Below are 13,323 nucleotides of genomic sequence, written 5' to 3'. Positions count from 1 at the left end.
GGCCCGTCCACTCCCAGTTCCAGGTCACCTTGACACCACTGCACCAAGGATTCAGCATCAGGGCATGCGGTTATCGGTCAACCTGGATGACGATCTCTATGCCGTGGCAAAGTCGTTGGCGAAGGCCGATGACACGTCCGTGAGTGCGGCCGTCAATTCCCTGATTCGCAAAGCCTTGCAGACGGTCCCGCAAGGCGGTCTCCCTCCTCATGACAGCACAAGGCTTCCCGTGGTCCGGGGACGCCGGTTCGTGACTCCGGAGGACGTCGATCGCATGGATCGCGTGGATGAAGCCCCACCCGTCGTCGCGCCCCACCCATGATCTGGTTGCCCGACGGAAACGCGCTGATCTCCCTCGTCCTGCAATCCCATTCCCACCATGATCGCGCCCGGGCGTGGTTTCGCGACGAGGTGCGCGGATTCGCAACGTGTGTGATCACCCAAGGGACGTTGCTTCGCGTGCACATGCAGGCTGCGGAGGATGGCTCGGCCGCCGCCGCCTGGGAGACCCTTCGCCAGCTCTGTGCCCACCCAGCCCACACATTCTGGCCCGACAGTTTCGGTTATCCTGAAGTGGCCCATGCACACCTCCAGGGCGCCAGGCAGGTCACCGATGCCTGGTTGGCCGAACTGGCCAGACGTCGGGGCGCGCGGGTGGCCACCTTCGACAAGGCCTTTGCCATGCTGCATCCCGATGCAACACGCCTGATTCCCTAGAGCCAGGATCACGACCCCCAGAATGAAATTGGCCGGGGACCCGAACCCACGCACGATACCCCGCCATGACCCGACGCCTCGCCCTGTCTCTCGCCGTGGCCTTGCTGGCCACCGCCTCTCCGCGCGCGTCCGATTCCGCCGCCCCGGAACCCGCCCACAACACCCTTTCTCCCGTGGAAAAAGCCGCGGGATGGCGGCTCCTGTTCGATGGCCGCACCCCCGCCGGCTGGCGCGGCTTCAAGAAGGAGGGCTTCCCCGAGCGGGGCTGGATCATTGAGGACGGCTGCCTCCGTCACCTCGGCGACGGCCGCGGCGGCGATCTCATCACGGTCGAGACCTTCTCCCACTACGAATTCGCCTTCGACTGGTTGATCCATCCCGGTGGCAACAGCGGCGTGAAATACTTCATCACCGAGGAACGCAGCGGCGCCATCGGACACGAATACCAGTTGCTCGGTCCCCGCACCCAGCGGGAGGCCCTGCGCACCCCGCGTCACCAGGCAACAGGCGCCTTCTACGACATCGCCCCGGTCTCCACCAACGCCCTGCCCCGCCCGCCCGGCGAATGGAACCACTCCCGCCTCATCGTCCGCGGCCATCACATCGAACACTGGCTCAACGGGGAACAGGTCCTCGCCTACAGTCTCGACGACCCCGTCATCCAGGAGTCCATCGCGGCCAGCAAGTTCAAGGACGTCCCCGGCTTCGGCACCCACTTTCCCCACCACCTGCTCCTCCAGGATCACGGAGGCGACATCCGCTTCCGCAACCTGAAGCTGCGCCCCCTCGAACCCTGACCCCCGGACCGTCGCAAGCCGGCACCCGCCCTCCCCCGGTCCTCCGGGCGGACGACTCTCAAGGCCGCGAACGCCTGGCCCGCCGGTCGGCCATCACGATCAACCCCACCGCACCGCCCAAAAGCAGCAGCATCCGGCCGCCATCCGCCACCCGCACCGACCCCTCCCGCCCATACACCGCGATGTGCGTGATCTTGTGCGCCTTGCGACCGTTGGCTGACGCCGGATGGTTGAAAATCAGATCGTTCCAGACCTGCAGCGAGTCGTACTTGTCCGGATCCCAGCCGCTCAATTCCCACACGACGTAGGTGTTCGCGGCCTTGATCGCCAGAAACAGGATCGACGGCCTCGCAGCTTCTGGATCAAGGGTCAGCGTGGCCCCCAGCCCGTCCTTGTCGAACGTAACCCCAAACAGCGACGTCACCCCGTCCCCAACGGTCTTGCCATCGTCCCCCCGGGTCACCATGAACAGGAGCGGCGCCTCCTCGTACACCTTCGGCGGCATGGGGGATCCCTTGCCAACCAGTTCCCCCTGCGTGTTGACCTTGAATGGAACCGCCCATGCAGATGTTGCCAAAGCCATCAGGACCACCCCGACCCAGCCTGCCCGGCAACACCTGGAAAATGCCAATGACTTCATCTCCCCCGGTCCATCGGCACGACCGGGAAAGACTTGAGCCGTCTTGTCGGCTCCCGTTCAGACCCCCCAGCCGTCGCGGTACTCGCGCTTCAGAAAGGCGTTTGCCTCAGGGAGGTTGGTGATCCGAAACGCCGCCGGATCCCACTCGATCGCCGCCCGCGTCAGCCGGTCCCGAAGTTCCACCCGCAACGCGATGTTCCCCAGCAGCACGGTCTCGGCCAAAGGCCCCGCCCAGTCGAAGTGCGAACCCGCCCTGCCTCCGCCCTTGCAGCTCTCCGCCCACTCCAGGTAGGCGCCCTGGGGCACCCGCGGAATCCACTCCCGAATCGTCCCCACCTCCATCCGCCGCCGCTCTGGATAAACCCGCCTGCCAAGAATGAATCCCTCCGTCCCGATGATCAGCCGCCCGGTCGGCCCCAGCGCCTCGTCATCCTCCAGTCCCGGCGGACGCGACGGACGCAGGCCCCCATCGTACCAGGTCAACGTCATGGGCGGCATCGCCACCCCGCCCGCCTCCACACCGGAAAGCCCTGCCACCTGATAATTGTTCGCCTGCGGTGCCACCCCCCGCGCCGGAAACCGGTAGGTCACCATCGACGCCAGCGGGTACGTCTCCCTGTTCACCCGCGCCGAACTCGCCTGCACCGACACCGGCGCCCCCAGCTTGAGCGCCCGAAACACCGGGTCGAACGAATGACATCCAATGTCCCCCAGCGCGCCCGTCCCGAAATCCCACCAGCCGCGCCACCGAAACGGCGCATAAACCGGATGGTACGGCCGCATCGGCGCCGGCCCGATCCACAGGTCCCAATCCAGTTCCTCCGGCACCGCCGGCTCCTCCTTCGGCCGGTCGATCCCCTGCGGCCAGTACTCCTCGAACAATCCCCGCGACGGACGGTCGGTCCAGAGATGCGCCTCGGTCACCTGCCCGATCGCCCCGCCCCAGATCAGCTCGCACAACCGCCGCGTCTCCTCGCTGGCCTGCCCCTGATTCCCCATCTGCGTCGATACCCCCTTCGCCCGCCCCGCCTCCGCCACCCGCCGCGCCTCCCACACCGAATGCGTCAGCGGCTTCTCGCAATACACATGCTTGCCCCGCTCCATCGCCGCCAGCGACGCCGGCGCATGAAGGTGATCCGGCGTCGCCACCACCACCGCGTCGATCTCCTTCATCTCGTCGAGCATCACCCGGTAATCCTTGAATCGCCGCGCCTCCGGATACCGACGGAACGTCCCCCGCGCATGCCGCCAGTCCACATCGCACAGGGCCACGATGTTCTCCCCGGAAAACTGCGCGAGGTCGTGCCCGCCCTGCCCGGCCACCCCGATCCCCGCCACGTTCAGGCGCCCGCTCGGCGGCGTCTGACCCCCCAATCCCAGCACGCGTGAGGGCACAATCTGGACGGTCGCCGCCGCCAGGATACCGGTTCGCAGGAAATGCCGCCGATGGACTCCGCCAGTCGTTCTCTTCATGGCTCGCTCTCTCTTCCTTCTCAGGCCGCTCCCTCGCCAGGCATGGTCTCCTCCGCCCCCCGCTCCCGTTCGTCCGGCCCCCGGGCTCAATCCCCGGGAGTCGGCGCCATGCCCTCCACGCGCCGCGGCCGGGCGTGCAGGTTCAACAAGCTGGCCAGCACCTCGTCCACCATCGCCAGGTGGTCCTGCCGGCTCTCGTGCTTCCGCTTCAATTCGGCCAGGTACTCCATCACCGTCCCCAATCGCCGCGCCAGCAGCATCGCCACATGCATCGCCGCATCCGGATGCGCCCGCAGAAAGGCCATCGGCTCGTCAATCACCCGGAACCGGCATTCCGCCGTCACCCGCACCGTCGCCATCGGCGCCTGGTTCAACAACGACGACACCTCCCCAAACACCGCCCCCGGATGCGACACCGTGCTGATCGCCACACCCGCCTTCAAAATCTCCACCGTGCCCGACTCCAGCACATACAGCACCCCCCCCCGCCGCCCCTCCTCCAGCAACACATGCCCGGCCGGATACACCCGCAACGGATACCCATCCGTGAGTGCCAGAAGCGATGCGATCGGAGACACGCGCGAAATCAATCAGAGCCGGCGCCTGCTGAAAACCCTGAATCCGCCAACTCCAGTCGCACCCGGACGAAGGCCGCCGACGTTCCGCCCGGGATCTCCAGCGTCACCGTCACCCAACCCGCCTGCCCAAGCCTCGGCACAACCTGCACCACCCCCCAGGACCCATCCGCCCCGGGCGACCGCATCTCCACCGCGTAAGCCCGACCCTGCACCCCCGCAAATCGCAGGACCCACACCCCGGGCCCCGGACGTTCCACTTCCTCGATCCGCAAGGACGACTCCGGATCGCTCGGATCCGTGCCGGCCAGGTACTCGGCCAGATTGCTCATGCCGTCCCCGTCCGCATCCAATCCCCCGTCCCCGGGATCCAGCGGATTCAGCCCGTGCGCCAACTCCCACGCATCCGGCATCCCGTCCCCGTCCGTGTCGATCTCACCCACCGGGCTTCCCCGCCCCGGTTCAGGTGCCGCCGCCATCCACTGCGCGGGATCCGTCCCCGGCCCCCGACCGTCCCGCCGATGCAGACTCATTCCCTCCCCATCCGCCTCCCGCGGCCACGGAGCCCGGTCGAAATACAGGACTTCATCCACAATGACCCAACTGATCGGGTCTTCCGGCACATCCGGCGCCTGCGGACGTTCCAGGGCGAAGCGATCGTTGCTGTTGCTCAACCGGCCCTCAAACGGTCCCATCAGCCGCACCGCCGCCGGGACCGCAAACATCTGCCGGAATCCCGCCGCCACCGCCGGCTGGGCCACGGGATCGAAGCCCACCACCACCAGCCGCTCGCCCGGCCCCAGCACCGTGAACGCCGGAAACTCGAACCGGATCCCTCCGCTCAGACGCCACATCCCGTTGGTATTCGACAACGCCACCGCCTCCCCGCCCGGATTGTACACCTCCACATACTCCACCAGTTCCGAGGGAACCGGCCCCGCCGGCAGCCCGCCCTCATGATACAAAAACTCGCTGATGTGCACCCGCACCGGTGCCCGGGCATTGGAACCTCCCGGAGTTCGTGGAAACACCCCGTCCCAATGCGCCCCGCCGTCCGGCACCCGCGCCCACGACCAGTCGTTCTCCTGCCCCTCGAACCGCACCGCGTCCACCACCCCGCCGGGCTCCCCATCCGGCAGATGACTCAAAAACACCTGCTCTCCCCCCTTGTTCAATCCAAACCCCGACCCCGGCGGGTTGTTGAACCCGGTCACCTGGTCGAAGACGATGAAGCCCCGCGGCGGGATCTGATGCCCCTCCGGAATCCGCCAGCGCCTCAGATCGCCCGCCGTGTCGCTCAGATACCAGCCGCTCCCAAAGGTGAACGGCGCATCGCTCCGGTTGTGGATCTCCACCCAGTCGTTCGAGTCGATCTCCCCGACGAAATCCGTGTGCGCCACCACTTCGTTCAGAACCACCGGAAACGCCGGCTCCGGATCCGCCCGCCCGGGCGAACCCCACCGGTGCGTGCTGGCCCTCCAGTTGAACGCGTAGTTCAGGTGCGTCCCGCTCGGTCGCCCCGCATCCCCCAGCGGCACCAGCGAATGACCCGCCCCGTCCGCCTGCAACGGCCACCTGCGCCCGTCCGAGTACGTAAAGTCAAACAGCACCCCCGCCCCGCCCGCCCCGCTCAACACCACCTGCTCCCCGCTGTTCGCCAGGTTGCCGTCGTACGGACCGTACACCGCCACCCCCGCCCCCAATCCGTACTCCGCCCGAAATGCCGCAAATCCACCCGCCGGATTCGAGCCGGTCACCAGCAGATATCCCCCCGGCGACAGCGTCGTCCCCGCCGGAAAGGTGTACCGCACCCCCGTGGTGAATGCCGCCCCCCCCAGCGCCACCGGCGTCGTCCCGGCATTGTGCAGTTCAATGAAGTCAAACTCCGGCCCCGCCGGCGCGTTGTACATCAACTCCGTCAACCGGAGCCCCTCCGACCCCGTCACCGTGCCCACCGCCGCCCCGGCCACGAACTGCACCGGTTCGGACCAGTGACTCGTCCGCCCTTCCACATCCTCCCATTGCGCCCGCGCCCGGTATTCCCGCCCCTCGCGCAAGGCGTCGCGGGTGACTTCCATCGTCGTCTCCCCCGGCGCCCGCGCCCCGCTCTCCCACACCGCCTCCAATTCGTACCGCCACGGCTCCGCCGCCGACCAGCTCGGCCCCGTCCCCGAGGTCACCTCGCCCACCCGCCAGCGCACCGCCCTCATCCCCGCACCGCCCAAACCGCTGCCCTCCTCCCCCCGCACCCGGAACCGCAACCGGTCCACCGGATACCCCGCCTCCCCGTCATACTCGATCGCCGGTCGCGACGGGATCGCATCATCCGCCGCCAGCAGATCCAGCGCCCGCGCCCGCGCCGACGGATTCCCCGACCGGAAGGTGACATACCGCTGCATCAGCCTCACACACCCCGTGAAATCCCGCGGCACTTCGTCCTCCGAATACGCGGGCCATCGGTAATAGCGACCCCAGCCGGCCTTGCTCTGCGGCGAGGTCGAATACCGGCCGTCCACCATCTTCGGGTTGTAATCCCATTGCGCCCGGTCCGCATCCAGCACGGTCGGACCCTCCGCCGGTCCCCGCAGCCGCCCGGCGTACTCCTCGATCAGGCGCCAGGCCTCGTCCTCGTTCCAGAACAGGTCCCGGAATTCACGGATCCGGTTCTGCCACTCCCGCCAGACGCCCGGAAACCGCTGCGACCCCGGCAGCAGCCGCTGCTTGATCCGGTCCACCCCGCCGCAACCCGCGTCGTACATGTTGTCCGCCCACGTCAGGTCCAGATCCCACGGAATCACCCGCCAACGCTCCGTCTCCGGGTTCCGGTAGTAGAAGAAGTTCTTGTCGTAGCAGATGTCGTAGTGGTGGATCGCCTGCACCACCGTCTGGTAACTCAGATACTCCGCCACCTCGAACCGCGTCCGCCACCACGCCTCGTCACCGTTGTTGTAGTCCCTCAGAAACCCCGCCAGGTCGCTCCCGTCCGCCGGCCCCGCCCGACCCAGGTTGTTCAGGTCGCCCCCCCCGCCCTCCATCTTGTACAGGTTCCCGTCCGGCAATCCGTGCTCGTCGAGGAACCGGCCGTCCGGCTGCTCCACCATCAGATACACCCCCCAGAAATCCCCTTCGTACGGGTCGTTCTCCGGCGCCTCCTCCTCCGCGTCAATCACCCGGAATTGCGCAAACGTGGTGTGCATCGCCGGCACCCCCGCCATCTGAAAGATCCGGAAACCCACCGACTCGAACATCCCCTGTTCCCCCCGATGCAGATAATCCCCCTGCTGGATCGATGCCCCGAGGTTCAGTCGCCGCCATGGCGTCGCCACCAGCCGACCCCAGTTGTCCACCGCCTGGAAATCGTGCCCGCGGTGGAAGGCGAACTTCCACATGTTCTTCGCCATCGCGTATCGCCATACCCCGCCACGCGCCCGGTACCGGATGTGATCGTACACCCGCCCCCCGAACACCAGCGTCCCCCGCCATCGATACGCATCGCCCCCATACCGGCTGAACCACGTCGCGTCCTCCACCGCGCTGCGCCGGGCCAGAAGATGCAGCACCGGCAGCCGGTTCATCTCCTCCGCCTCGACCGTGAACTCCCGCCCCAGCTCCCCCGCCACGCCCGGCCGGATCGCTCCGCGCCACGCCGGCACCCCGTCGTACACGAAATACGCGAAGTTCGGCTGCGGATCGTCCGGGTACGGCACCCGCACCGTCGCGCCCCCCGCATCCGTCGCCTCGATCCGGTAACGCACCAGCCGCCGATGCCCCTGCACCGACGCCGGCACCACCGCCGCGTACACACCATCGCCCCCGACCTCATCCCCGCCCAGCCCGTCATCCGTCATCGCCACCGGCTCCCACCCCGTCTCGTACTCCGGATCGTCCAGCGCAATATACCGGCCCGGTTCCACCACCTGGTACCACAAGGTCACCCCCGCCACGCCATCCGGATCCCCCACACGCGCCGACACCGTCACCGCCTCCCCGGTCCGTGGCCGCTCCGGCCGGTGAACCACCTCGTCCACGGCCGGAGGCACCGCCTCCGACCACGCGGCGTTGGGTCCGCCCGGGGTCGGCCCCCGCCCCGCCGGCCCGCGCACACCCGTGATCCGCGCGTCGAAATAGCAGTCGCTGCTGCCCCCCAGCGACGAGTTGTGCAACTGCACCGCCACCCCATTCTCCCCGTCCCGCAGCACTCCCGGCGGCAACGTCACCTCGAACCGCTCGTATTCGGCCGATTCCCGCGCCGGACCCGCCGTGGCCTGATGCCCCAGTTCCCCCTCGGCGAGATTCACATTCAGCACCCGCACCCCGTTAATCCACATCCGGAAGCCGTCGTCGTACAGCGCCTCCACCTCAATCCTCCCTACACCCCCCGGCTCAGCAACCGTGAACGACCGCCGCAGATAAACCGACGTGTACTGGCCCCGCATGTCGTCCAGCCGCGTCCCCATGGTTATCGCCGGGTCGTACCCGATCGGCAGCGGACCCGTCTCCCACGACCCGTCGTCGTATTCCGGCGCCCGCCAGGCCGGGGCCGGCACCGACGGTGCCGAACGCCCCGGCCAGTACCGCCACACGCCGCCAGGCTCCACCCACGTCGTCCGTTCCGTCGTCCCCCCCCCGGCCACCGAAGCCCGCCAGTGGCCCGGCACCGTGTTGTCCAGATCCGGACGGATCAGCTCGATCGACAACCCCGCCGCATCCCCCACCGTCGGCCACGGAAACCCCCGCCCGTACTCCACCGCATCCACCACCTCCCCCGCGGCATCCTGCAATTCAAGTCGCTCCCCCTCGTTGCTCAGACGCCCCGTCCAGGGTCCCCAGGCATCCACCCCAAACCGCACCTTCAGGGCCTCAGGATCCTCCGCCACCACCCCGTACCCGCCCGCCCCCAAGACCGCCCCTTCCGGGAACTCGAATCTCACGCCCCGGCTGAACCGCCACCCCCCCAGCGACACCGCCTCCGTCCCCGGATTGAACAGCTCCACGAATTCCAGCCGCTCGGTCTTCTCCGGCGGATCGTAATGAATCTCGTGAATCACCGGTCGCGCCGCCGCCCGCCCCGCCAGGATCACCGCCACCGCCCACAAGCAGCCCCGAAAGATTTGCCGGAACACCATGATGGAATGCCGCCGACCGTACCCCCCAAGCCTCCATAAGTCCATCGGCACCTCCCTCCAACCCCGGTGCCTCCCATCTTAGGCTTTGCTCGCCGCCGCCGATCGTCACTATCCCCTCCCGCGACCGATGTCCGCCCACCTCCCCCTACTCGCTTCCGACCGTTGGAAATCCTCGTTCTCCCGCTCGGATGCCCGCGCCGGAACCCTCCTCGCCGATGCCCTACGCGTCCGCTTCGACGAATGGATGCCCGCAGAAGGCGAATTGACCGCCATCGTCATCGGGTCCCGCAACCACCTCCACAATGTCCTCCTGGGCTTCGTGCCCGACGGCAATGCCTGGGACCCCATCGAGATCCATTGCGACTGCCGGCAAAACGACTTCTGTGCCCACGCCTACGCCGTGCTCCATACCCTCGCCACCCGGCCCGCCGCCTCCCCCGCATCGCCATCCCCCTCCAACGCCCTCGCGCCCTCCTCCGCTCCCATCATTGCCCCCCCGCCGCTCGACCGCCCCGTTTCGCGGTGGATCGACCAGATCGCCATCGCCTTCCAAAGCCAGACCACCCGCCCCGCCATCGTTCATCAGATCCGCTACACCCTCATCCCTTCATCCATCAATCAGAAGCCCTTTCCCAGTTTCTGCGCCTACAAGGTCCGCCTCCGCAACGACGGCAGCCCCGGTCGACACTCCCCCTTCACCCTCGGCCAATGCCTCCAGCCCCGGCCCCCCCAGTTCGTCACCCCCGCCGACGTCCGCCTCGCCCAAATGGTCCTGCTCCTCCTCGGCCGCCACGGACCCCTGCAACCCTCCATCCACCTCGACGAAACCCACGGCGCCGATCTCCTTCCCCACCTCCTCGCCACCGGACGCTGCCACTGGATCGAACTCACCCAGCCACCCCTCCAATCCGCCAAACCCCGTCCCGCCCAACCCACCTGGTCCCGCGATCCCAACGGCTGCCTCCGTACCTCCTTCTCCATCACCCCCCCAGCCTCCGACATCCTCCCGCTCGCACCCCCATGGTTCGTCGATGTCGAAGCCTCCAAGTGCGGGTCCCTGAAAACGGCGCTCCCAGACCGCGTCGCCGCCCTCTGGACCCAGGCGCCCCCCATCGACGTGCAGTTCGGCCCTGCCCTCATCGAACGCCTCGCCACCTCAGCCCCGAACCTTTCCCTGCCGGGACCCGAACTCGTCCGCTTCGAAAAGATCGAGGGCCAGAGCCCAGTCCCCTGCCTGCACTTCTCCTCCCACCCCATCCAATGGTGGGAATCCCCCTGGGGCTTCCGCGAATCCGGCGGGCCCCACGGCATCCGCATCCTCCTCGCCCATCCCTCCTTCCGCTACGGTCAATTCAATCTCCCCGCCAACCCCTCCGAACCCGTCACCCGCGTGTACCACGATGACCGCACCTATATCGTGTCCCGCGACCAGGCCGCCGAAAACGCCGCCTTCCAACGCCTGCGCCAGACCGGACTCCGCCCCGTCCCCGAAATCCTGAACCAGCCGATATCCCAGACCATCGCCGCTCATTGGACCCTCGACTCCCCTTCGGACCAGGCGCGCCTCGACTTCGCCCTCCAGGCCGTCCCCGCCCTCCGCGCCGAGGGATGGATCATCGAGGACACCGCCGCCGCCGGCCTCGATATCTGCCAGCCCGACGAGTGGTACCTCGATCCGCAACCCAGTCCCGACAATGCCTGGTTCGACCTCGAACTCGGCATCCTCGTCGGCCAGGAACGCATCAACCTCCTCCCCATCCTCCTCGAGGGCCTCCGTCAACAAACCGCCCAAATGGATACCCGGCACCTCGAATCCCTTCCCCCGGATCAGCCCGTCGCCGTGTCCCTCCCCGGCGGACGGACCCTCGGCTTCCCCGCCGGACGCCTCCGCGCCATCCTTTCCACCCTCATCGAACTCTACGACCCTCAGTCCCTCCCCGATTCCCAGCGCCTGTCCGTTCACCCCCTTCGCGCCGCCGAGTTGTCCGCCCTGGCCACCGAAGACGATTGGCACTGGCACGGCCCCGACGAACTCCGCACCCTCGCCGACCGGTTCCGCAACCTTGACGGTCTCCCCGATGTCTCCCCCCCGGCAGGCCTCCACGCCACCCTTCGCACCTACCAGCTCGACGGCCTCCGCTGGCTCCAGTTCATCCGCGATACCGCCCTCGGCGGCGTCCTGGCCGACGATATGGGCCTTGGCAAAACCGTTCAAACCCTCTCCCACCTCCTCCTCGAAAAGGAACAGGGCCGCCTCGACCTCCCCGCCCTCGTCGTCTGCCCCACTACCCTCCTGGTCAACTGGCGCGACGAAGCCGCCCGCTTCGCCCCCGCCCTTCGCGTCCTCACCCTCCACGGCGCCGACCGCCACGAACGCTTCGCCGACGTCGCCGAAGCCGACCTCATCCTCACCACCTATTCGCTCCTCCCCCGCGACGCCGAAAAGCTCACCCGGTCCGAATTCCACGCCGTCATCCTCGACGAAGCCCAGAACATCAAGAACCCCAAGACCCTCGCCGCCCAGGTCGTCTGCCGCATCAAGGCCCGGCATCGCCTCTGCCTCACCGGCACCCCCATCGAAAACCACCTCGGTGAACTCTGGTCCCTGTTCCACTTCCTCATCCCGGGTTTCCTCTACGACGAAATCCGCTTCCGCTCCCTCTTCCGCAATCCCATCGAGAAACTGGGCGACGCCTCCCGCCGCCGCCTCCTCGCCCGCCGCCTCAAACCCTTCCTCGTCCGCCGCCGCAAGGATCAGGTCGCCCTCGAACTGCCCCCCAAGACCGAGGTCGTCCGCAAAGTCGAACTCGGCGGCGCCCAGCGCGACCTCTACGAGACCATCCGCCTCGCCATGGAACGTCGCGTCCGCCTCGAAGTGGAACGGTGCGGCATCAATCGCTCCCACATCATCATCCTCGACGCCCTCCTCAAGCTCCGCCAGGTCTGCTGCGATCCCCGCCTCGTCCGTCTGGAAAGCGCCCGTCAGGTTCGCGACTCCGCCAAACTCGACCTCCTCCTCGATCTCCTCCCCACCATGATCGAGGAGGGCCGGCGCATCCTCCTGTTCTCGCAATTCACCTCCATGCTCGCCCTCATTCAGGAGGCCCTCGCCGACCGCACAATCCCCTACGCCCTCCTTACTGGCGACACCCTCGACCGCGCCACCCCCATCCGCCAATTCCAGTCCGGCGAGGTCCCGGTCTTCCTCCTCAGCCTCAAGGCTGGCGGCACCGGACTCAACCTCACCACCGCCGACACCGTCATCCACTACGATCCCTGGTGGAACCCCGCTGTCGAAACCCAGGCCACCGACCGTGCGCACCGCATCGGCCAGGACAAACCCGTCTTTGTGTACCGCCTCCTCACCGTCGGCACCGTTGAGGAAAAAATCGAGGCCCTCCAATCCCGCAAACGCGAACTGGTCCGCGGCCTCCTCGAAGAAGGCGCATCCGGCGCTCTTCAACTCGCCCGCGAGGATATCGACTTCCTCTTTGCACCGCTCTCCTGATTTCTCTGCCCCGCCCCCGCATCCATCGTCCATCGATCCATCCACGCCAGTTTCATCCCGCCCCACTTCGTTCTTCGTTCAACCCCATGCACATGCAGACCTTGAGGTTCGAATCGTATCGAAAAATGAATAGACAGGCACTTTAAATTTACTTTTGCTTTTGAATGCAATGAGACAGTCCTTTTTTGTTGGACTACCTGTTCATTCCCAGCAATCCTGCTCCCACATACGATTTCGCAGTCACAGTCACCCCACCCTGCACCTCCAACCTATGAGACTTCCCCGCATCAAGGCGGATCCCTCCCTCCCGGCGACGTACCATTGCATGTCGCGAGTTGCCGGCCGCCTCCCACTCCTCGACGACTCCGCCAAGCACAAGCTGCTCAACATCCTCCATCACCTCGCCCGCTTCTGCGACATCGACATCATCACCTTCTGCATGATGTCCAACCACTTCCATCTCCTCATCCGCGTCCCGCCCAAACCT

General features: G+C 67.2%; 8 protein-coding genes. 4 read left to right on the top strand and 4 right to left on the bottom strand.

Annotation, left to right across the window (positions count from 1 at the left end):
• Window positions 1-318 precede the first annotated feature (318 nt).
• Both KF833_24105 and KF833_24100 read left to right on the top strand, forming a co-directional pair.
• Window positions 319-717 (top strand): PIN domain-containing protein, encoded by a 399-nt coding sequence (locus tag KF833_24105; protein ID MBX3748401.1) that lies wholly within the window; start codon window positions 319-321, stop codon window positions 715-717.
• Window positions 718-782: 65 nt separating this feature from the next.
• The gene (locus KF833_24100) at window positions 783-1,514 is read left to right on the top strand and encodes a DUF1080 domain-containing protein (protein MBX3748400.1); all 732 of its coding nucleotides are present in this window, start codon (window positions 783-785) and stop codon (window positions 1,512-1,514) included.
• Between the two features lie 58 nt (window positions 1,515-1,572).
• On the opposite strand, the gene KF833_24095 is transcribed toward KF833_24100, so the two are convergent.
• The 4 genes from KF833_24095 to KF833_24080 form a co-directional block, all read right to left on the bottom strand.
• Window positions 1,573-2,019, bottom strand: coding sequence for a hypothetical protein (locus KF833_24095; GenBank protein MBX3748399.1), 447 nt, complete (start codon window positions 2,017-2,019; stop codon window positions 1,573-1,575).
• 192 nt (window positions 2,020-2,211) lie between these two features.
• Window positions 2,212-3,627, bottom strand: coding sequence for a Gfo/Idh/MocA family oxidoreductase (locus KF833_24090; GenBank protein ID MBX3748398.1), 1,416 nt, complete (start codon window positions 3,625-3,627; stop codon window positions 2,212-2,214).
• Between the two features lie 86 nt (window positions 3,628-3,713).
• Window positions 3,714-4,205: a Crp/Fnr family transcriptional regulator gene (locus tag KF833_24085; protein MBX3748397.1), complete on the bottom strand. Its 492-nt coding sequence runs from the start codon at window positions 4,203-4,205 to the stop codon at window positions 3,714-3,716.
• An 8-nt stretch (window positions 4,206-4,213) separates the two neighbouring features.
• Window positions 4,214-9,328, bottom strand: coding sequence for a lamin tail domain-containing protein (locus tag KF833_24080; protein ID MBX3748396.1), 5,115 nt, complete (start codon window positions 9,326-9,328; stop codon window positions 4,214-4,216).
• A 127-nt stretch (window positions 9,329-9,455) separates the two neighbouring features.
• Between KF833_24080 and KF833_24075 the strand changes: the two genes are divergently transcribed.
• Both KF833_24075 and KF833_24070 read left to right on the top strand, forming a co-directional pair.
• Window positions 9,456-12,836, top strand: a complete 3,381-nt coding sequence (locus KF833_24075) for a DEAD/DEAH box helicase (protein MBX3748395.1) — start codon at window positions 9,456-9,458, stop codon at window positions 12,834-12,836.
• Window positions 12,837-13,107: 271 nt separating this feature from the next.
• Window positions 13,108-13,323, top strand: a 216-nt coding sequence (locus tag KF833_24070; GenBank protein ID MBX3748394.1) for a transposase, incomplete at its 3' end; no start/stop codon positions are given.

The organism is Verrucomicrobiia bacterium, from assembly GCA_019634625.1.
In the GTDB taxonomy this organism is placed as follows: Bacteria; Verrucomicrobiota; Verrucomicrobiia; order Limisphaerales; family CAIMTB01; genus CAIMTB01.
This window is presented reverse-complemented; position numbering and strand designations above follow the sequence as displayed.

Bases quoted from the DNA above. Each gene is read 5' to 3' on its own strand.
- KF833_24095 (MBX3748399.1), bottom strand. From the start codon at position 2,019: ATGCCGCCGAAGGTGTACGAGGAGGCGCCGCTCCTGTTCATGGTGACC.
- KF833_24080 (MBX3748396.1), bottom strand. From the start codon at position 9,328: ATGGTGTTCCGGCAAATCTTTCGGGGCTGCTTGTGGGCGGTGGCGGTG.
- KF833_24090 (MBX3748398.1), bottom strand. From the start codon at position 3,627: ATGAAGAGAACGACTGGCGGAGTCCATCGGCGGCATTTCCTGCGAACC.
- KF833_24100 (MBX3748400.1), top strand. From the start codon at position 783: ATGACCCGACGCCTCGCCCTGTCTCTCGCCGTGGCCTTGCTGGCCACC.
- KF833_24105 (MBX3748401.1), top strand. From the start codon at position 319: ATGATCTGGTTGCCCGACGGAAACGCGCTGATCTCCCTCGTCCTGCAA.
- KF833_24075 (MBX3748395.1), top strand. From the start codon at position 9,456: ATGTCCGCCCACCTCCCCCTACTCGCTTCCGACCGTTGGAAATCCTCG.